Origin of the sequence: Pseudomonas sp. FP2309 (genome assembly GCF_030687575.1) — a bacterium.
Taxonomy (GTDB): Bacteria; Pseudomonadota; Gammaproteobacteria; order Pseudomonadales; family Pseudomonadaceae; genus Aquipseudomonas.
Genome location: NZ_CP117439.1, coordinates 616,640 through 632,190 on the forward strand (window position 1 = coordinate 616,640; position 15,551 = coordinate 632,190).

Annotated in this window: 13 protein-coding genes; 12 read left to right on the forward strand and 1 reads right to left on the reverse strand. The window is 61.4% G+C overall.

Going from position 1 to position 15,551, the window contains the following annotated elements; translation table 11 throughout:
• Nucleotides 1-38: 38 nt before the first annotated feature.
• The 11 genes from rpsF (at nt 39) to PSH59_RS02710 (ending at nt 14,503) form a co-directional block, all read left to right on the forward strand.
• Entirely contained in the window at nt 39-461 is a 423-nt protein-coding gene (gene rpsF, locus PSH59_RS02660) for a 30S ribosomal protein S6 (protein WP_003171371.1), read from the forward strand.
• Nucleotides 462-490: 29 nt separating this feature from the next.
• The gene (gene rpsR / locus PSH59_RS02665) at nt 491-721 is read left to right on the forward strand and encodes a 30S ribosomal protein S18 (RefSeq protein WP_003171373.1); all 231 of its coding nucleotides are present in this window, start codon (nt 491-493) and stop codon (nt 719-721) included.
• Nucleotides 722-757: 36 nt separating this feature from the next.
• Nucleotides 758-1,651: a hypothetical protein gene (locus PSH59_RS02670; protein ID WP_305394244.1), complete on the forward strand. Its 894-nt coding sequence runs from the start codon at nt 758-760 to the stop codon at nt 1,649-1,651.
• An 18-nt stretch (nt 1,652-1,669) separates the two neighbouring features.
• Nucleotides 1,670-2,116, forward strand: a complete 447-nt coding sequence (gene rplI / locus PSH59_RS02675; protein WP_003171376.1) for a 50S ribosomal protein L9 — start codon at nt 1,670-1,672, stop codon at nt 2,114-2,116.
• A 110-nt stretch (nt 2,117-2,226) separates the two neighbouring features.
• Nucleotides 2,227-3,624 carry a replicative DNA helicase gene (gene dnaB, locus PSH59_RS02680; protein WP_017526410.1) on the forward strand — a complete coding sequence of 466 codons (1,398 nt, stop codon included), beginning with the start codon at nt 2,227-2,229 and terminating at the stop codon, nt 3,622-3,624.
• Nucleotides 3,625-3,720: 96 nt separating this feature from the next.
• Nucleotides 3,721-6,024, forward strand: coding sequence for a YgiQ family radical SAM protein (locus PSH59_RS02685; protein WP_017526409.1), 2,304 nt, complete (start codon nt 3,721-3,723; stop codon nt 6,022-6,024).
• Nucleotides 6,025-6,145: 121 nt separating this feature from the next.
• A complete protein-coding gene (locus tag PSH59_RS02690; protein ID WP_248077454.1) occupies nt 6,146-7,069 on the forward strand; it encodes an NAD synthetase in 924 nt (307 codons plus the stop codon).
• On the forward strand, nt 7,062-7,511 hold the full coding sequence (locus tag PSH59_RS02695) for a hypothetical protein (RefSeq protein ID WP_305394245.1): 450 nt from the start codon (nt 7,062-7,064) through the stop codon (nt 7,509-7,511). Before PSH59_RS02690 ends, PSH59_RS02695 begins: the two co-directional genes overlap by 8 nt.
• Before the next feature lie 176 nt (nt 7,512-7,687).
• Nucleotides 7,688-10,978 (forward strand): DUF2126 domain-containing protein, encoded by a 3,291-nt coding sequence (locus PSH59_RS02700; RefSeq protein WP_248077458.1) that lies wholly within the window; start codon nt 7,688-7,690, stop codon nt 10,976-10,978.
• A 148-nt stretch (nt 10,979-11,126) separates the two neighbouring features.
• On the forward strand, nt 11,127-13,613 hold the full coding sequence (locus tag PSH59_RS02705; protein WP_248077464.1) for a circularly permuted type 2 ATP-grasp protein: 2,487 nt from the start codon (nt 11,127-11,129) through the stop codon (nt 13,611-13,613).
• Complete coding sequence (locus PSH59_RS02710; RefSeq protein WP_248077470.1) at nt 13,613-14,503, forward strand: transglutaminase family protein; 891 nt, start codon at nt 13,613-13,615, stop codon at nt 14,501-14,503. The genes PSH59_RS02705 and PSH59_RS02710 overlap by 1 nt, the downstream gene beginning before the upstream one ends.
• An 84-nt stretch (nt 14,504-14,587) precedes the next feature.
• Here PSH59_RS02710 and PSH59_RS02715 read toward each other — a convergent pair whose 3' ends face one another.
• On the reverse strand, nt 14,588-14,770 hold the full coding sequence (locus PSH59_RS02715) for a hypothetical protein (protein WP_137220170.1): 183 nt from the start codon (nt 14,768-14,770) through the stop codon (nt 14,588-14,590).
• Between the two features lie 331 nt (nt 14,771-15,101).
• On the opposite strand from PSH59_RS02715, the gene azu reads away from it, so the two are divergent.
• A complete protein-coding gene (gene azu, locus PSH59_RS02720) occupies nt 15,102-15,548 on the forward strand; it encodes an azurin (protein WP_137220171.1) in 447 nt (148 codons plus the stop codon).
• Nucleotides 15,549-15,551: the final 3 nt, after the last annotated feature.

Consider the following 15,551-nt stretch of genomic DNA (forward strand, 5'->3'; position numbering starts at 1 on the left):
GTTTTTGAGCGGCAGGCTACAACCCGTAAGGAGCATTCATGCGTCATTACGAAATCATCTTTTTGGTCCACCCGGATCAAAGCGAGCAAGTCGGCGGCATGGTTGAGCGTTACACCAAGCTGATCGAAGAAGACGGCGGCAAAATCCACCGTCTGGAAGATTGGGGCCGTCGTCAACTGGCCTACGCAATCAACAATGTTCACAAGGCTCACTACGTGATGCTGAACGTTGAGTGCACTGGCAAGGCCCTGGCCGAGCTGGAAGACAACTTCCGCTACAACGATGCAGTGATCCGTAACCTGGTCATCCGTCGCGAAGAAGCCGTTACCGGCCAATCCGAGATGCTCAAGGCTGAAGAAAACCGCAGTGAGCGCCGTGAGCGTCGCGACCGTCCTGAGCACGAAGGCGCTGATAGCGCTGATAGTGATGACAGCGACAGCAGCGATAACGCTGACGAGTAATCCACGGACCTTATTAAGGAGCCTATCAAATGGCACGTTTCTTCCGTCGTCGTAAGTTTTGCCGCTTCACCGCTGAAGAAGTGAAGGAGATCGATTACAAAGATCTCAACACTCTGAAAGCCTATGTATCCGAGACCGGCAAAATCGTTCCAAGCCGTATCACCGGTACTAAAGCACGTTATCAGCGTCAGCTGGCTACCGCTATCAAGCGCGCCCGCTTCCTGGCCCTGCTGGCCTACACCGACAGCCACGGCCGCTGAGACCGGGCAGTCGACAAGTAGTAAGGGATTGAATGCATGCGCGCCTTAGCTGAGTTCATCATGCGCGGTCGTGTGCAGGCCACTCTGGTAGTGGCTGTATGTGCGGCATTGCCGTTGCTTTATTGGTTGGGTGCTGCCGCAGGTTGCCTTGTGCTCCTGCGGCGCGGTTTGAAGGACGCTCTTGGCGTTCTTGCCCTGGGATTGTTGCCGGCCTTGATCTGGTGGCTGCAAATGGGTGATCCACGGGTACTTCTGGTACTGCTGGGGTCATCGAGCCTTGCGTTGGTTTTACGCGCAAGTGAGTCCTGGGTCCGCACGCTGCTGGTCAGCGTGGCATTGGGGTTGGTGTACTCAGTGATGCTTGGCGCGGCTTTCCGCCCGCAAATCGAGGCGCTGGCGCAGGAGATCGTCAAGATCCTGCCCCTGGCCCTCGGGGATCTCTACCAGCAATTGTCGGTAGATGAGCGAGCGCGGTTTGCGTCACTGATTGCCCCGGTCCTGACCGGCCTGATTGCGGCGTTGCTGCAGATCGTCAGCGTGCTGAGCCTGATTCTTGGGCGTTATTGGCAGGCGTTGTTGTACAACCCGGGTGGTTTTGGTCGCGAGTTTCGCAGTATCAGAATCCCCGTGGGCCCCGCGATATTGCTGCTGGCGTGCATGGTTGTCGGACCGAACTTCGGTCCACAGATGGCCTTGCTGGCGCCGATTTGCAGCGTACCGCTGGTGTTTGCCGGGCTGGCCCTGATTCATGGGCTCGCCGCGCAGAAGCGCCTGGCCAGGTTTTGGCTGGTGGGGTTGTACGTCACGCTGTTGCTGTTCATGCAGCTGATCTATCCGTTACTCGTGGTTTTGGCCATTGTCGACGGCCTGATTGATTTTCGCGGTCGTCTGGCGCCGAAAGACGCCGATAACGCGAACGGTGAAGGTTAAAAGTTAGAGGATTTTCACATGCAACTGATCCTTCTGGAAAAAGTCGCCAACCTGGGCAACCTGGGCGACAAAGTGAACGTTAAGGCCGGTTACGGTCGTAACTACCTGCTGCCATACGGCAAAGCCACCGCTGCAACCGCTGCCAACCTGGCTGCGTTTGAAGAGCGTCGCGCTGAGCTGGAAAAAGCAGCAGCAGACAAAAAAGCTTCGGCCGAAACTCGCGCTGCCCAGCTGGCTGAGCTGGAAGTGACTATCACTGCCACCGCCGGTGACGAAGGCAAGCTGTTCGGTTCGATCGGCACTCACGACATCGCTGATGCACTGACCGCCTCCGGCGTTGAAGTGCAGAAGAGCGAAGTTCGTCTGCCGAACGGCACCATCCGCAACGTAGGCGAATTCGACGTAGCCGTGCACCTGCACGCTGAAGTTGAAGCCACCGTACGCGTTGTCGTGGTAGCAGCTTAAGCAGCACCTAACCGGCTGGCACCTCGCGTGTCGGACGGTTAACATCGGGCACGATCCTGTTTACAGGTCGTGCCTTTTGTTTTTCTACAATCCCCTAATTCCAAGTGGCCATGAACGATATTTCAGCTCCTGAGCAATACGATCTGCAAACCGCTGCCCTGAAGGTGCCGCCGCACTCCATCGAGGCCGAACAGGCCGTGCTCGGTGGTTTGATGCTGGACAACAACGCCTGGGAGCGCGTGCTGGATCAAGTCTCGGACGGTGACTTCTATCGTCATGACCACCGCCTGATCTTCCGCGCGATTGCCAAGCTGGCCGATCAGAACTCGCCGATCGACGTGGTGACCCTCGCCGAACAGCTGGACAAAGAAGGCCAGACCTCCCAGGTCGGCGGTCTCGGCTACCTCGGTGAGCTGGCGAAAAACACGCCGTCCGTCGCCAACATCAAGGCGTATGCCCAGATCGTCCGCGAACGCGCCACGCTGCGCCAGTTGATCGGCATCAGCACTGAAATTGCCGATAGCGCCTTCAACCCCGAAGGCCGCACTGCCGCAGAGATTCTCGACGAAGCTGAGCGCCAGATCTTCCAGATCGCCGAAGCTCGTCCGAAAACCGGTGGCCCGGTCAGCGTCAACGACTTGCTGACCAAGGCCATCGACCGCATCGACACCTTGTTCAACACCGACAACGCCATCACCGGTATTTCCACCGGCTATACCGACCTCGATGAGAAGACCAGTGGCCTGCAGCCGTCCGACTTGATCATCGTCGCCGGCCGTCCGTCCATGGGTAAGACCACCTTTGCGATGAACCTGGTGGAAAACGCCGTGTTGCGCAGCGACAAGACGGTGTTGGTGTATTCCCTGGAGATGCCAGGCGAATCGCTGATCATGCGTATGCTCTCGTCGCTGGGCCGTATCGATCAGACCAAGGTGCGTGCCGGTCGGCTGGAAGACGACGATTGGCCGCGCCTGACCTCGGCGGTCAACCTGCTCAACGACCGCAAGCTGTTTATTGATGACACCGCGGGCATCAGCCCCTCCGAGATGCGTGCGCGTACCCGGCGTCTGGTGCGTGAACACGGTGATATCGCGCTGATCATGATCGACTACCTGCAGTTGATGCAGATCCCTGGTTCCAGCGGTGACAACCGAACCAACGAGATTTCCGAGATTTCCCGGTCCCTCAAGGCCCTGGCCAAGGAGTTCAACTGCCCGGTGGTGGCCCTGTCCCAGCTCAACCGTTCCCTGGAGCAACGCCCCAACAAGCGTCCGGTGAACTCCGACTTGCGTGAATCCGGAGCGATCGAGCAGGACGCCGACGTCATCATGTTCGTGTACCGCGACGAGGTGTACCACCCTGAAACGGAACACAAGGGCATTGCCGAAATCATCATCGGCAAGCAGCGGAACGGCCCGATCGGGTTTATCCGGCTGGCGTTCATCGGCAAGTACACGCGCTTCGAGAACCTGGCGCCGGGCAGTTACAACTTTGACGACGACGAATAACTCAGCTGCTTAATTCCGACCATTACCGTCGGAATTGGTTAAATTTTGTGCTATATTCCGCGCCCGCGATTTTTCATCTCAACACCGGTCACCGTCATGCAAACAGCCAAGCCGTTATTTGACTATCCCAAGTACTGGGCCGAATGTTTCGGTCCTGCGCCATTCCTGCCCATGAGCAGGGAGGAGATGGATCAGCTTGGCTGGGATTCGTGCGACATCATCATCGTCACCGGTGATGCCTACGTTGACCACCCGTCGTTCGGCATGGCGATCATCGGCCGGCTGCTGGAGTCCCAGGGCTTTCGCGTCGGGATCATTGCCCAGCCGAACTGGCAGTCCAAAGACGACTTCATGAAGCTCGGCGAGCCGAACCTGTTCTTCGGCGTCGCGGCCGGCAACATGGACTCGATGATCAACCGCTACACCGCCGACAAGAAAATCCGCTCCGATGACGCCTACACCCCTGGCGGCATGGCCGGCAAACGCCCGGACCGCGCCAGCCTGGTGTACAGCCAGCGGTGCAAGGAAGCCTACAAGAACGTTCCGATCGTGCTCGGCGGCATCGAAGCCTCGCTGCGCCGTATCGCTCACTACGACTACTGGCAGGACCGGGTGCGCAACTCGATCCTGATCGACGCCACAGCCGATATCCTGCTGTACGGCAACGCCGAGCGGGCTATTGTCGAAGTCGCCCAGCGCCTGTCGTGGGGCCACAAAATCGAAGACATCACCGACGTGCGCGGCACTGCGTTCATTCGTCGTGACACGCCGGCGGGCTGGTACGAAGTGGACTCCACGCGTATTGACCGTCCGGGCAAGATCGACAAGATCATCAACCCCTACGTCAACACCCAGGACACCCAGGCCTGCGCCATCGAGCAAGAGAAAGGCCCGGTGGATGATCCGGAAGAAGCCAAGGTCGTGCAGATCCTGGCCAGCCCGCGCATGACCCGCGACAAGACCGTGATCCGTCTGCCGTCGGTGGAAAAGGTGCGCGGCGACGCGGTGCTGTATGCCCACGCCAACCGCGTGTTGCACCTGGAAACCAACCCAGGCAACGCCCGCGCCCTGGTGCAGAAGCACGGTGAAGTGGACGTGTGGTTCAACCCGCCACCCATCCCGATGACCACCGAAGAAATGGACTACGTGTTCGGCATGCCCTACGCACGTGTTCCGCACCCGGCGTACGGCAAGGAAAAAATCCCGGCCTACGACATGATCCGCTTCTCGGTGAACATCATGCGTGGCTGCTTCGGCGGCTGTACCTTCTGCTCGATCACCGAGCACGAAGGCCGCATCATCCAGAACCGTTCAGAAGAGTCGATCATTCGCGAGATCGAAGAGATCCGCGACAAGGTGCCAGGCTTCACCGGCGTGATCTCCGACCTCGGCGGCCCGACCGCGAACATGTACCGCATCGCCTGCAAGAGCCCGGAAATCGAATCCGCGTGCCGCAAGCCTTCATGCGTGTTCCCGGGTATCTGCCCGAACCTGAACACCGACCACTCGTCGCTGATCCAGCTGTACCGCAGCGCGCGTGCATTGCCAGGCGTGAAGAAGATCCTGATCGCTTCCGGCCTGCGCTATGACCTTGCTGTTGAGTCGCCGGAATACGTGAAGGAGCTGGTGACCCACCACGTTGGTGGCTACCTCAAGATCGCCCCGGAACACACCGAGGAAGGTCCGCTCAACCAGATGATGAAACCGGGCATCGGCAGCTATGACAAGTTCAAGCGCATGTTCGAGAAGTACACCAAGGAAGCGGGCAAAGAGCAGTACCTGATTCCCTACTTCATCGCCGCCCACCCCGGCACCACCGATGAGGACATGATGAACCTGGCCCTGTGGCTCAAGGGCAACGGTTTCCGTGCCGACCAGGTGCAGGCGTTCTACCCGTCGCCGATGGCCACCGCCACCGCGATGTACCACTCGGGCAAGAACCCGCTGCGCAAGGTGACCTACAAGAGCGACGCGGTGACCATCGTCAAGAGCGAAGAGCAGCGCCGTCTGCACAAGGCGTTCCTGCGCTACCACGACCCGAAAGGCTGGCCGATGCTGCGTGAAGCGTTGACCCGCATGGGCCGCGCGGACCTGATCGGGCCGGGCAAGGACCAGTTGATCCCGCTGCACCAGCCGAGCACCGACAGCTACCAGAGCGCCCGTCGTAAAAACTCGACGCCGGCCGGCAGCCACAAGGTCGCCAAGGAAACCACTACCAAAATCCTCACCCAGCACACCGGTTTGCCGCCCCGTGGCAGCGACGGCAGCAACCCGTGGGACAAGCGCGAACAAGCCAAGGCCGCGGCGCAGGCACGTAACAAACAGGCGGCCAAAGAGCGCAGTGATGCGGCCAAGGGCAAGGGCGGCAAGCCTGCACGCAAGCCCGTCGTGCCGCGTTGATCGCCGCCTGAAATACAAAACGCCAGCCTCGTGCTGGCGTTTTGCTTTCTAGTCGGTGGGTAGCCTGTTTGTTAAGGTGGCGTCAGTTCAGTCATCACCCATTTCAAGGAAGATCACCCCCATGGGCAACCCCCTGGCCGGCATCGGCATGGACTCCAACCGTTCGCAGTTCATGGCGCGCCAGCGCATCGAGAGCCAGATCAACCTGCCACGCCTGTTTGCGGCGATCGACGCCGACCCCAGTATTGTCGGCGCGGGCGTGGTGTACATCGACGCCGATTTCAACGTGGTCACCCTGCGTGAGTTCCAGCCGATCTGCAGCATCGCGCCCAAACGCATTATTTTGCGTGAAGCGCAGAAGTACATTGCCCCGGCGCAGTTTGCGCAACAGGTCCAGGACAACCCTCGCGAATCGCGCCTGGTGGGAGAGGCGATCAACACATCGCTGTCCTGCGCAGGCGCGATCATCGGTTGGATCGTCGTGCTCAGCGGCACCGTCGCCGTGCCGTTCACGGCGGGCGCCAGCAGCGTGATCACGGCCATCGGCTATACCGCGGCCACGGCCAGCACGTTGCAGTGTTTTGCCAGTGGCTATCGCGTCAGCAATGAGATCAGTGACCCGTCCAAAAACGACAAGCTCGACAGCTCGGAGTGGTATCAGTACACGATGATCGCACTGGATGCGGCGTCGTTGATCGGGGTCGGCGCATCGACGTTGACCACGATAAAGCTGGTGCGGCTGAACCAGGCCACCACCGGCAAAAGCGTGCGGGACGTATTGCGAGGATTGACCCGGCAAGAGCGCGCCAAGCTCACGAAGGAGCTGCTCAGCATCCAGGACCCGCGCATGACCGCCAAAATGCTCAAGTTGAAGCAACTGTCCGGCGAGGCGACCAAGCGGTTTACCCCCGCCCAGGTCAAGCATGCAACGGTGACCCAGATACGGGATGCCCTGGGCGCGGCCATCGGCTTCACCGGCAGTGCAATCTCGGGGAATGTGCGCACGATTGCCGTGGGACTGTATGAGGAAATGAGCAATGAATGAGCTACCCGGTATTCGCAGTTTTCTGGCGCAGTACTTTCCGGTGTTCATGGGGGCGATTTTCGCGGCGGTGTTCAGCCTGGTGTTTGCGGTGCCACTGATTTTCGACAGTTATTTCCCGCGCTTGCCGATGGACGACAACCTCAAGTATTCCTTCCTCGGTGGCCTCGCGCTGACGTGGGGCATCGTGCAGTGCAATTTCATGATCGCGCGCGGGCGGCCGCAATGGGTCTGGCCGCTGGTGACGTTGCTTGCGCTCTGCGTGCTGGGGGTACTGCCCACCATCGCATTTGGTCCGCATCCGCTTTCCTATGGCTTGAGCCTGCTGTTCCCGCTGTTGGGGTTGCTGCTGCTCAACAGTAAGCGTCACCGCGAAATGCGCCAGAAACTCGTTGAAGTGAGACGGCTGCGCGAAGCCATCATCGCGACACACAAAGCACGCTAGGTGGGTAGATTCGCCACCCTGCGCCACAAATATGTGCAGCTCTTGCACCAGGGTAGGTACATTGGCGCCGTTTTGGTGCTCTACTGCACCGGGTCTGACGATAAAGCGCAATGACCTCCGCTCTGGCATAAGTCTTGCGCGCGTTGTGCCCATGCCCAGGCTAGCAGGAGGCCGCCGTGTCGATTCATGTCGCGTTGCACCACGTTACGCATTACCGCTATGACCGCGCTGTCGAACTCGGCCCACAAATCGTGCGTTTGCGCCCGGCGGCCCACAGCCGTACGCGGATTTTGTCTTACGCACTCAAGGTGCTGCCCGAGCAGCACTTCATCAATTGGCAGCAGGACCCCCAGGGCAATTACCTGGCGCGCCTGGTGTTCCCGGAAAAAACCGACGAGTTACGCATCGAAGTCGATCTGGTCGCCGAGATGGCGGTGTTCAATCCGTTCGACTTTTTCCTTGAGCCCTACGCTGAAAAAATCCCCTTCAGCTACGCCGCCGATGAGCAGCGCGAGTTGGCGCCGTACCTGGAAACCCTGCCGCTGACGCCGAAGTTCGCCGCTTACCTGGCCGGCATCGACCGCACGCCGCTGCCCGCCGTGGATTTTCTGGTGGGGCTCAATCAGCGTTTGGCCGCCGACATCGGTTACCTGATCCGCATGGAGCCGGGCGTGCAAACCCCGGAGTTCACTCTGGAAAACGCGTCCGGCTCCTGCCGCGACTCGGCCTGGCTGCTGGTGCAATTGCTGCGCAACCTGGGCCTGGCGGCACGTTTCGTGTCCGGCTACTTGATCCAACTGACGGCCGACGTCAAAGCCCTCGATGGCCCGTCTGGCACCGAAGTGGACTTCACCGACCTGCACGCCTGGTGCGAAGTGTATTTGCCCGGCGCCGGCTGGATCGGCCTGGACGCCACCTCGGGGTTGTTTGCCGGTGAAGGCCATATTCCGTTGGCTTGTAGCCCTGATCCTTCGTCTGCCGCGCCGATCAGCGGGCTGGTGGAGCCGTGCGAGTGTGAGTTCACCCACGAGATGTCGGTAGAGCGCATTTGGGAGGCGCCGCGCGTCACCAAGCCCTACACCGAAGAGCAATGGCTGGCGATCCAGGCCCTGGGCCGGCAGATCGACGCCGACCTGCTCAAGGACGACGTGCGCCTGACCATGGGCGGCGAACCGACCTTCGTGTCCATCGACGACCCCGACGGCGCCGAATGGAACACCGCCGCGCTCGGCCCGGACAAGCGGCGTTTGTCGGCCGAGTTGTTTCAGCGCATGCGCAAACACTACGCGCCCCAGGGCCTGGTGCACTTCGGCCAGGGCAAGTGGTACCCCGGCGAGCAACTGCCGCGTTGGTCCCTCAACTGTTACTGGCGCCGCGACGGCGAGCCGATCTGGCACAACAGCGCGCTGATCGCCGATGAGCAGCAGGACTACGGCGCCGATGGCGTCATGGCCGGGCGCTTCCTCGCAGGCGTCGCCGAGCGCCTCAAACTGCCTGCGCGGTTTGTATTCCCGGCGTTCGAAGACAACTTCTACTACCTGTGGCGCGAAGGCGCGCTGCCGCAAAACGTTACCGCCCAGGACCCGCGTCTGAGCGATGACCTGGAGCGCGAACGCCTGCGTAAAGTGTTCAGCCAGGGCCTTGATAAAGTCATCGGCCAAGTACTGCCGCTGGCCCGCACCGCGGCCAATGACCGCTGGCAAAGTGGCCGCTGGTACCTGCGCGATAACCATTGCCGGCTGGTGCCGGGGGATTCGCCGTTGGGCTATCGCCTGCCCTTGGCCTCGCAGCCTTGGGTGACGGCGGCGGAATACCCGTTCGTGCACCCCACTGATCCGAACCAGGATCAGGCGCCATTGCCGAGCACCGCGCAACTGCACAATCACGCCGAGCCGGCGCCAAGCGAAGAGCGCGTGCCGAAGGTGGATGAGTCCGCCGACTGGCTCACGCGCACCGCGCTGTGTGCCGAAGCGCGGGAAGGGCGCCTGTACCTGTTCATGCCGCCCCTGGAGCGCGTCGAGGATTACCTGGAGCTGGTCGCCGCAATTGAGGCCACTGCCGAAGAGCTGCAGTGCCCGGTGCTGCTCGAAGGCTACGAGCCACCCTTCGACATGCGCTTGAGTAACTTCCGGGTCACGCCGGATCCAGGTGTGATCGAAGTCAACGTGCAGCCGTCCGCAACCTGGGACGAGTTGGTTGAGCGCACCGAATTCCTCTACGAAGAGGCGCGGCAAACCCGCCTGACCACCGAAAAGTTCATGATCGACGGGCGCCACACCGGCACCGGCGGCGGTAACCACTTTGTGCTCGGCGGCGCCACGCCAAAGGACTCACCGTTCTTGCGTCGTCCCGATTTGCTGCGCAGTCTGATCAGCTATTGGCATAACCATCCGTCGTTGTCCTACCTGTTCTCCGGCTTGTTTATCGGCCCGACCTCCCAGGCGCCACGGGTGGATGAAGCGCGTAACGATGCGCTGTATGAGCTGGAAATAGCCTTCGCCCAAATGCCCGCGCCCGGCGAAGAATGCCCGCCATGGCTGGTAGACCGCCTGCTGCGCAACCTGCTGATCGACGTGACAGGTAACACTCACCGCGCCGAGTTCTGCATCGACAAGCTCTACTCGCCCGACGGCGCCACAGGCCGCCTGGGCCTGCTCGAACTGCGCGCCTTTGAAATGCCGCCCCACGCGCGCATGAGCCTGACCCAGCAACTGTTGCTGCGGGCGCTGGTCGCGCGCTTCTGGCGTGAACCCTACGCACCGCCGAAACTGGCGCGCTGGGGCACTGAGCTGCATGACCGCTTTTTGCTGCCGCATTTTATCGAGCAGGACTTCGCCGACGTAATCGTCGAACTCAACGCCGCAGGCTACCCGCTGCGTGCCGAATGGTTTGCGGCGCACTTGGCGTTCCGCTTCCCCAAGGTCGGCGACTACACCGTCAGCGGTATCGAACTGGAACTGCGCCAAGCCCTGGAGCCCTGGCACGTGCTGGGCGAGGAGGGTGCGGTGGGCGGCACGGTGCGCTATGTGGATTCGTCCCTGGAGCGGCTGCAAGTCAAACTCAGCGGCCTGCCGCCGCAGCGCTACCTGCTGACCTGCAACGGCATCCCGGTGCCGCTGCAACCGACCGGCCGCGTGGGCGAGTTCGTTGCCGGTGTGCGCTACCGCGCCTGGCAGCCCGCCAACTGCCTGCAACCGACCATCGCGGTGCACGCACCGTTGGTGTTCGATCTGCTCGATACCTGGATGCAACGTTCTCTGGGCGGCTGTCAGTATCACGTGGCGCATCCGGGCGGGCGTAACTACGACAGCTTGCCGGTGAACGCCAACGAAGCCGAGAGCCGGCGCATGGCACGGTTCTTCCGGTTGGGGCATACGCCTGGAAAATTACCTGTGCCAGCCCTTGAGATTAACGACGAGCTGCCGATGACTCTGGATCTGCGACGTTTCCCCAATAAAAAAGACTGAACGCCATCTCACTGTGGCCTCAGGCCTTTGTAGTGAGCGAGCTTGCCTCGCGCGGGGCCGGCCCGCTCACCACAAAAGCCTGGAGGCCACGGGGATTTGCAGTGTTTGTTGAGTTAATCTGAGCCCCCTTTGCCCTGCCGAGCGTTCCATGTCCGACTTGCTCGACCGTTACCCGCTGACCGCGGGCACCTATCACGAACTGCTGGATGACGGCGGCGCGGTGCGTGCCCATTGGCGGCGCTTGCTCGATCACCTGCAACGCAGTACCCCCGCGCAACTGGCCCAGCGCCAGGCGCTGCTGATGCGGCAGATCCAGGAAAACGGTGTGACCTACAACGTCTACGCCGACCCCAAGGGCGCCGACCGCCCGTGGGAGCTGGATTTGTTGCCCCATGTGCTGGCGGCTGATGAATGGCAGCACTTGTCGGCCGGTATCGCCCAGCGTGCGCGCCTGCTCAATGCCGTGCTCGCCGACCTCTACGGCCCACAACGCCTGATCAAAGAAGGCTTGCTGCCGGCGGAGCTGGTGTTCGGGCATAACAATTTCCTGTGGCCGTGCCAGGGCATACAGCCACCGGATGGGGCGTTTTTGCACCTGTACGCCGTGGACCTGGCGCGCACCCCGGACGGTCGTTGGTGGGTGACGGCTGACCGTACCCAGGCCCCGTCGGGCGCCGGTTATGCCTTGGAAAACCGCACCATCGTGTCCCGTGCCTTTCCGGATTTGTACCGCGACCTGCAAGTGCAGCACCTCACCGGCTTCTTCCGCACACTCCAGGAAACCCTGGCCCGCCAGGCGCCGCACGATAACCAGCCGCCGCTGATCGTGCTGCTCACCCCCGGCCGTTTCAACGAAAGCTATTTCGAACACCTCTACCTCGCGCGCCAGCTCGGTTACCCGTTGGTGGAAGGCGGCGACCTGACCGTGCGCGACAGCACCGTGTTCCTCAAAACCCTCAGCGGCCTGCGTCGGGTGCACGCGATCATGCGGCGCCTGGACGACGACTTCTGCGACCCGTTGGAGCTGCGCACCGACTCGGCCCTCGGCGTGCCCGGCCTGCTGGATGCCGTGCGCCAAGGCAATGTGCTGGTGGCCAACGCCTTGGGCAGCGGCGTGCTCGAATCCCCCGGTCTGCTGGGGTTCCTGCCGAAGATCAATGAGTTTTTATTTGGCGAAGCACTGATCCTGCCGTCCATCGCCACCTGGTGGTGCGGTGAAGCGCCGGTACTGGCCGAAGCCTTGGAGAAGCTGCCGGAGTTGTTGATCAAACCGGCATTCCCCTCGCAAAGCTTCGCTCCGGTATTCGGGCGCGACCTCGACGATGAGCAGCGCCAGGCCCTGGCCGAACGCATGCGGGCGCGGCCTTACGCGTATGTCGCCCAGGAGCTGGCGCAATTGTCCCAGGCGCCGGTCTGGCACACCGTGGATGACCACTTGCAGCACCGTGCCATTGGCATGCGCGTGTACGCCGTGGCCAGCGCCGACGGCTACCGAGTGTTACCGGGGGGCCTGACCCGTGTGGCGGCCGAGGCCGACGCCGAAGTGGTGTCGATGCAGCGCGGTGGCGCGAGCAAGGACACCTGGGTGCTCGGCGAGCGTGCGCCGGGTGGTGAGCAGTGGCGCGCCCAGCGCACGATCGGCGCCCACGACCTGGTGCGCCGCGATCCCTATCTGCCGTCGCGGGTGGTGGAAAATCTGTTCTGGTTCGGCCGCTATTGCGAGCGCTGCGATGACAGCGCGCGCTGGTTGCGCATTGTGCTGGCGCGGTATGTCGACGGGGATGACCCGTTGGCGTTGCAGGCGGCGGTGGAGTTGGGTGAGAACCTGCGCCTGTTGCCGGAAGAGGGTGAGCTGCCCGAGCGCCTGCTCGCTGCGTTGCTCGGTGATGACTGGCCGCAAAGCCTGCGCGCCAACCTGCAACGCTTGCAGTGGGCCGCCTCCCAGGTGCGCGGCAAACTGTCCCGTGAGAACTGGCAGGCCCTGGTTGAGTTGCAGCGAGAAGCCCTGGAGCTGGAAAGCGAAGCCCCGGACTTTGGCGAGTTGCTCGACTTTTTAAACCGCCTGGTGATGTCGTTGGCGGCGTTGTCCGGGTTTGCCCTGGATGACATGACCCGCGACGAAGGCTGGCGCTTTTTGATGATGGGCCGGCGCATCGAGCGCCTGCAGTTTCTCAGCAGCAGCCTGGCCGCGTTCCTGCGCGGCGTGGCCGTGTTCGATCAGGCCGGGCTGGAGTGGTTGCTGGAACTGGGCAACAGCAGCATCACCTACCGCTCACGCTACCTGGCGGTGCCACAGTTGATCCCGGTGCTCGACCTGTTGCTGCTTGACGAGCAGAACCCCCATGCGGTGCTGTTCCAGCTCAAGCTGGTCAATCGCACCCTGCGTCGTCTCAATGATGATTTTGGCGTACCCCGTGAGACCGGCCTGGCGCCGTTGGTGGAGCGCCTGGCGCGCTTCGACCTGGGCTGCCTGGAGAACGCGCTGTTTGGCGAGGTCAGCGTACACGCCGCCTTGGATGGCCTGGCCGACCTGCTGCAAGCGGTCGCCGATGAAAGCGGGCAAGTGTCGGATCGCCTGGCGCTGCGCCATTTTGCCCATGTGGATGATGTCAGCCAGCAAACGGTGTCGTTGTGATGAGTGCGCGCTACCAGATTTTTCACGATACCCATTACCACTACGACAGTCCGGTGTCCCTGGCCCAGCAATTGGCGCACTTGTGGCCGCGCCCTTGCGCCTGGCAGCGTTGCAGCGCTCAGCAGCTGGATATCAGCCCGCTGCCGTCGTCGCGCCGGGATGAACTGGATGTGTTCGGCAACCCGATCACGCGGTTGGCGTTCGAGCGGCCCCATGATGAATTGCTGGTCAATGCCGCGCTGACCGTAGAAGTGCTGGCGCGGCCGGTGCTGGACTTTCAGCAGTCGCCGCCTTGGGACCAGACCCGGGACAGCCTGACCTACAGCAGCCAGCCGCTGTCACCCGAGGCGATCGAAGCCTGCCGCTATCGCTTCGAATCGCCCTACGTGCACCTGAAGAAAACCTTCGTCGAGTTCTCCGAAAGCTGCTTTCCGCCCGGCGAGCCTTTGCTGGTGGGCGTGCAGGCATTGATGCAAAAGATCTTCAGCGAATTCACCTTCGACGCCGAGGCCACTCAGGTCGCCACGCCGTTGGTGGAAGTGCTGGAGCGCCGACGTGGCGTGTGCCAGGACTTCGCCCACCTGATGCTCGCCTGCCTGCGCTCACGGGGCCTGGCGGCGCGTTATATCAGCGGTTATCTGCTCACCCAGCCACCGCCCGGCCAGCCACGGCTGATCGGCGCCGACGCATCCCATGCATGGGTTTCGGTGTTTTGCCCAATGGCGGGCTGGGTGGATTTTGACCCGACGAACAACGTGCAGCCGGCACTGGAACACATCACCCTGGCCTGGGGCCGGGATTTTTCCGATGTGTCGCCGTTGCGCGGGGTGATTCTGGGGGGCGGCAGCCATGACCCGGAAGTGCGGGTGACGGTGATGCCACTGGAGTGACCCACGCGGCGCAGCCGTTTCTGTGGAGGTTTTTATAGCGAGCGGGCGGCGCGACGATTCGACAACCCGCTCACCATCAAGAAATTATTCAGCCGGATCTTTTGGTGTTTCTGTCTCGTCGCTCGTTTCTTCAGCATCGACGTCTGCGTTCAGTGCGCCGGCTTCTTCATCAGCAGCGGCTTTCTTGCGTTGCAGCTTTTCCTCTTTCTTCTGTTCCTTGGCCAAGTCTCTCTGACGTTTGGCGAAGGAGTAATTAGGTTTGGCCATGGGCGATCCTCTAGGGTCGAAGGTGAGGGTGGCGGCGCGCAGCTGCCTTGGGTCGCTATGGTAGCAGCTTAGCAGCGCGCTTGGCCTTCACTTACCGCAGGCATATGCGGCCAGCAGGCCGTTGAAGAATTGATTGAAGTGCATGGCTCAGGCTCCGGTGGGTGATGGGCCGATCATAGGCGGGTCCTGCGACTTTGGCTGGTAGATTGTGTTGATAAGTCTGATAGCCTAAAGTTGTATACAATCTGTTGATTCAGATCATAAGAATTCAAGCCTGCTTGAGGCACCCTACCGCAATCCGCGTTTTTTAAACCCTGCCTTGGAGATTCACATGTTTGCCAAACTCGTTGCTGTTTCCCTGCTGACTCTGGCGAGCGGCCAGTTGCTTGCTGCAGAGTGCAAAGTGACTGTCGACTCCACTGACCAAATGTCTTTCAACACCAAAGAAATCACGATCGACAAAAGCTGCAAGACGTTCACCGTGAACCTGGAACACTCCGGCAGCTTGCCGAAGAACGTCATGGGCCATAACTGGGTGCTGACCAGCGCTGCCGACATGCAGCCGGTGGCCACTGACGGCATGGCTGCCGGTATCGACAAGAACTACCTGAAAGAAGGTGACACCCGCATCATCGCCCATACCAAGATCATCGGTGCCGGCGAAAAAGACTCGGTGACCTTCGATGTGTCGAAGCTGGCTGCCGGTACCGATTACATGTTCTTCTGCTCGTTCCCAGGCCACATCTCGATGATGAAAGGCACTGTGGTCATCAAGTAACAC

Coding starts and splice junctions, on each gene's coding strand:
- rpsF (WP_003171371.1), top strand. CDS start 39: ATGCGTCATTACGAAATCATCTTTTTGGTCCACCCGGATCAAAGCGAG.
- rpsR (WP_003171373.1), top strand. CDS start 491: ATGGCACGTTTCTTCCGTCGTCGTAAGTTTTGCCGCTTCACCGCTGAA.
- PSH59_RS02670 (WP_305394244.1), top strand. CDS start 758: ATGCGCGCCTTAGCTGAGTTCATCATGCGCGGTCGTGTGCAGGCCACT.
- rplI (WP_003171376.1), top strand. CDS start 1,670: ATGCAACTGATCCTTCTGGAAAAAGTCGCCAACCTGGGCAACCTGGGC.
- dnaB (WP_017526410.1), top strand. CDS start 2,227: ATGAACGATATTTCAGCTCCTGAGCAATACGATCTGCAAACCGCTGCC.
- PSH59_RS02685 (WP_017526409.1), top strand. CDS start 3,721: ATGCAAACAGCCAAGCCGTTATTTGACTATCCCAAGTACTGGGCCGAA.
- PSH59_RS02690 (WP_248077454.1), top strand. CDS start 6,146: ATGGGCAACCCCCTGGCCGGCATCGGCATGGACTCCAACCGTTCGCAG.
- PSH59_RS02695 (WP_305394245.1), top strand. CDS start 7,062: ATGAATGAGCTACCCGGTATTCGCAGTTTTCTGGCGCAGTACTTTCCG.
- PSH59_RS02705 (WP_248077464.1), top strand. CDS start 11,127: ATGTCCGACTTGCTCGACCGTTACCCGCTGACCGCGGGCACCTATCAC.
- PSH59_RS02710 (WP_248077470.1), top strand. CDS start 13,613: ATGAGTGCGCGCTACCAGATTTTTCACGATACCCATTACCACTACGAC.
- PSH59_RS02715 (WP_137220170.1), bottom strand. CDS start 14,770: ATGGCCAAACCTAATTACTCCTTCGCCAAACGTCAGAGAGACTTGGCC.
- azu (WP_137220171.1), top strand. CDS start 15,102: ATGTTTGCCAAACTCGTTGCTGTTTCCCTGCTGACTCTGGCGAGCGGC.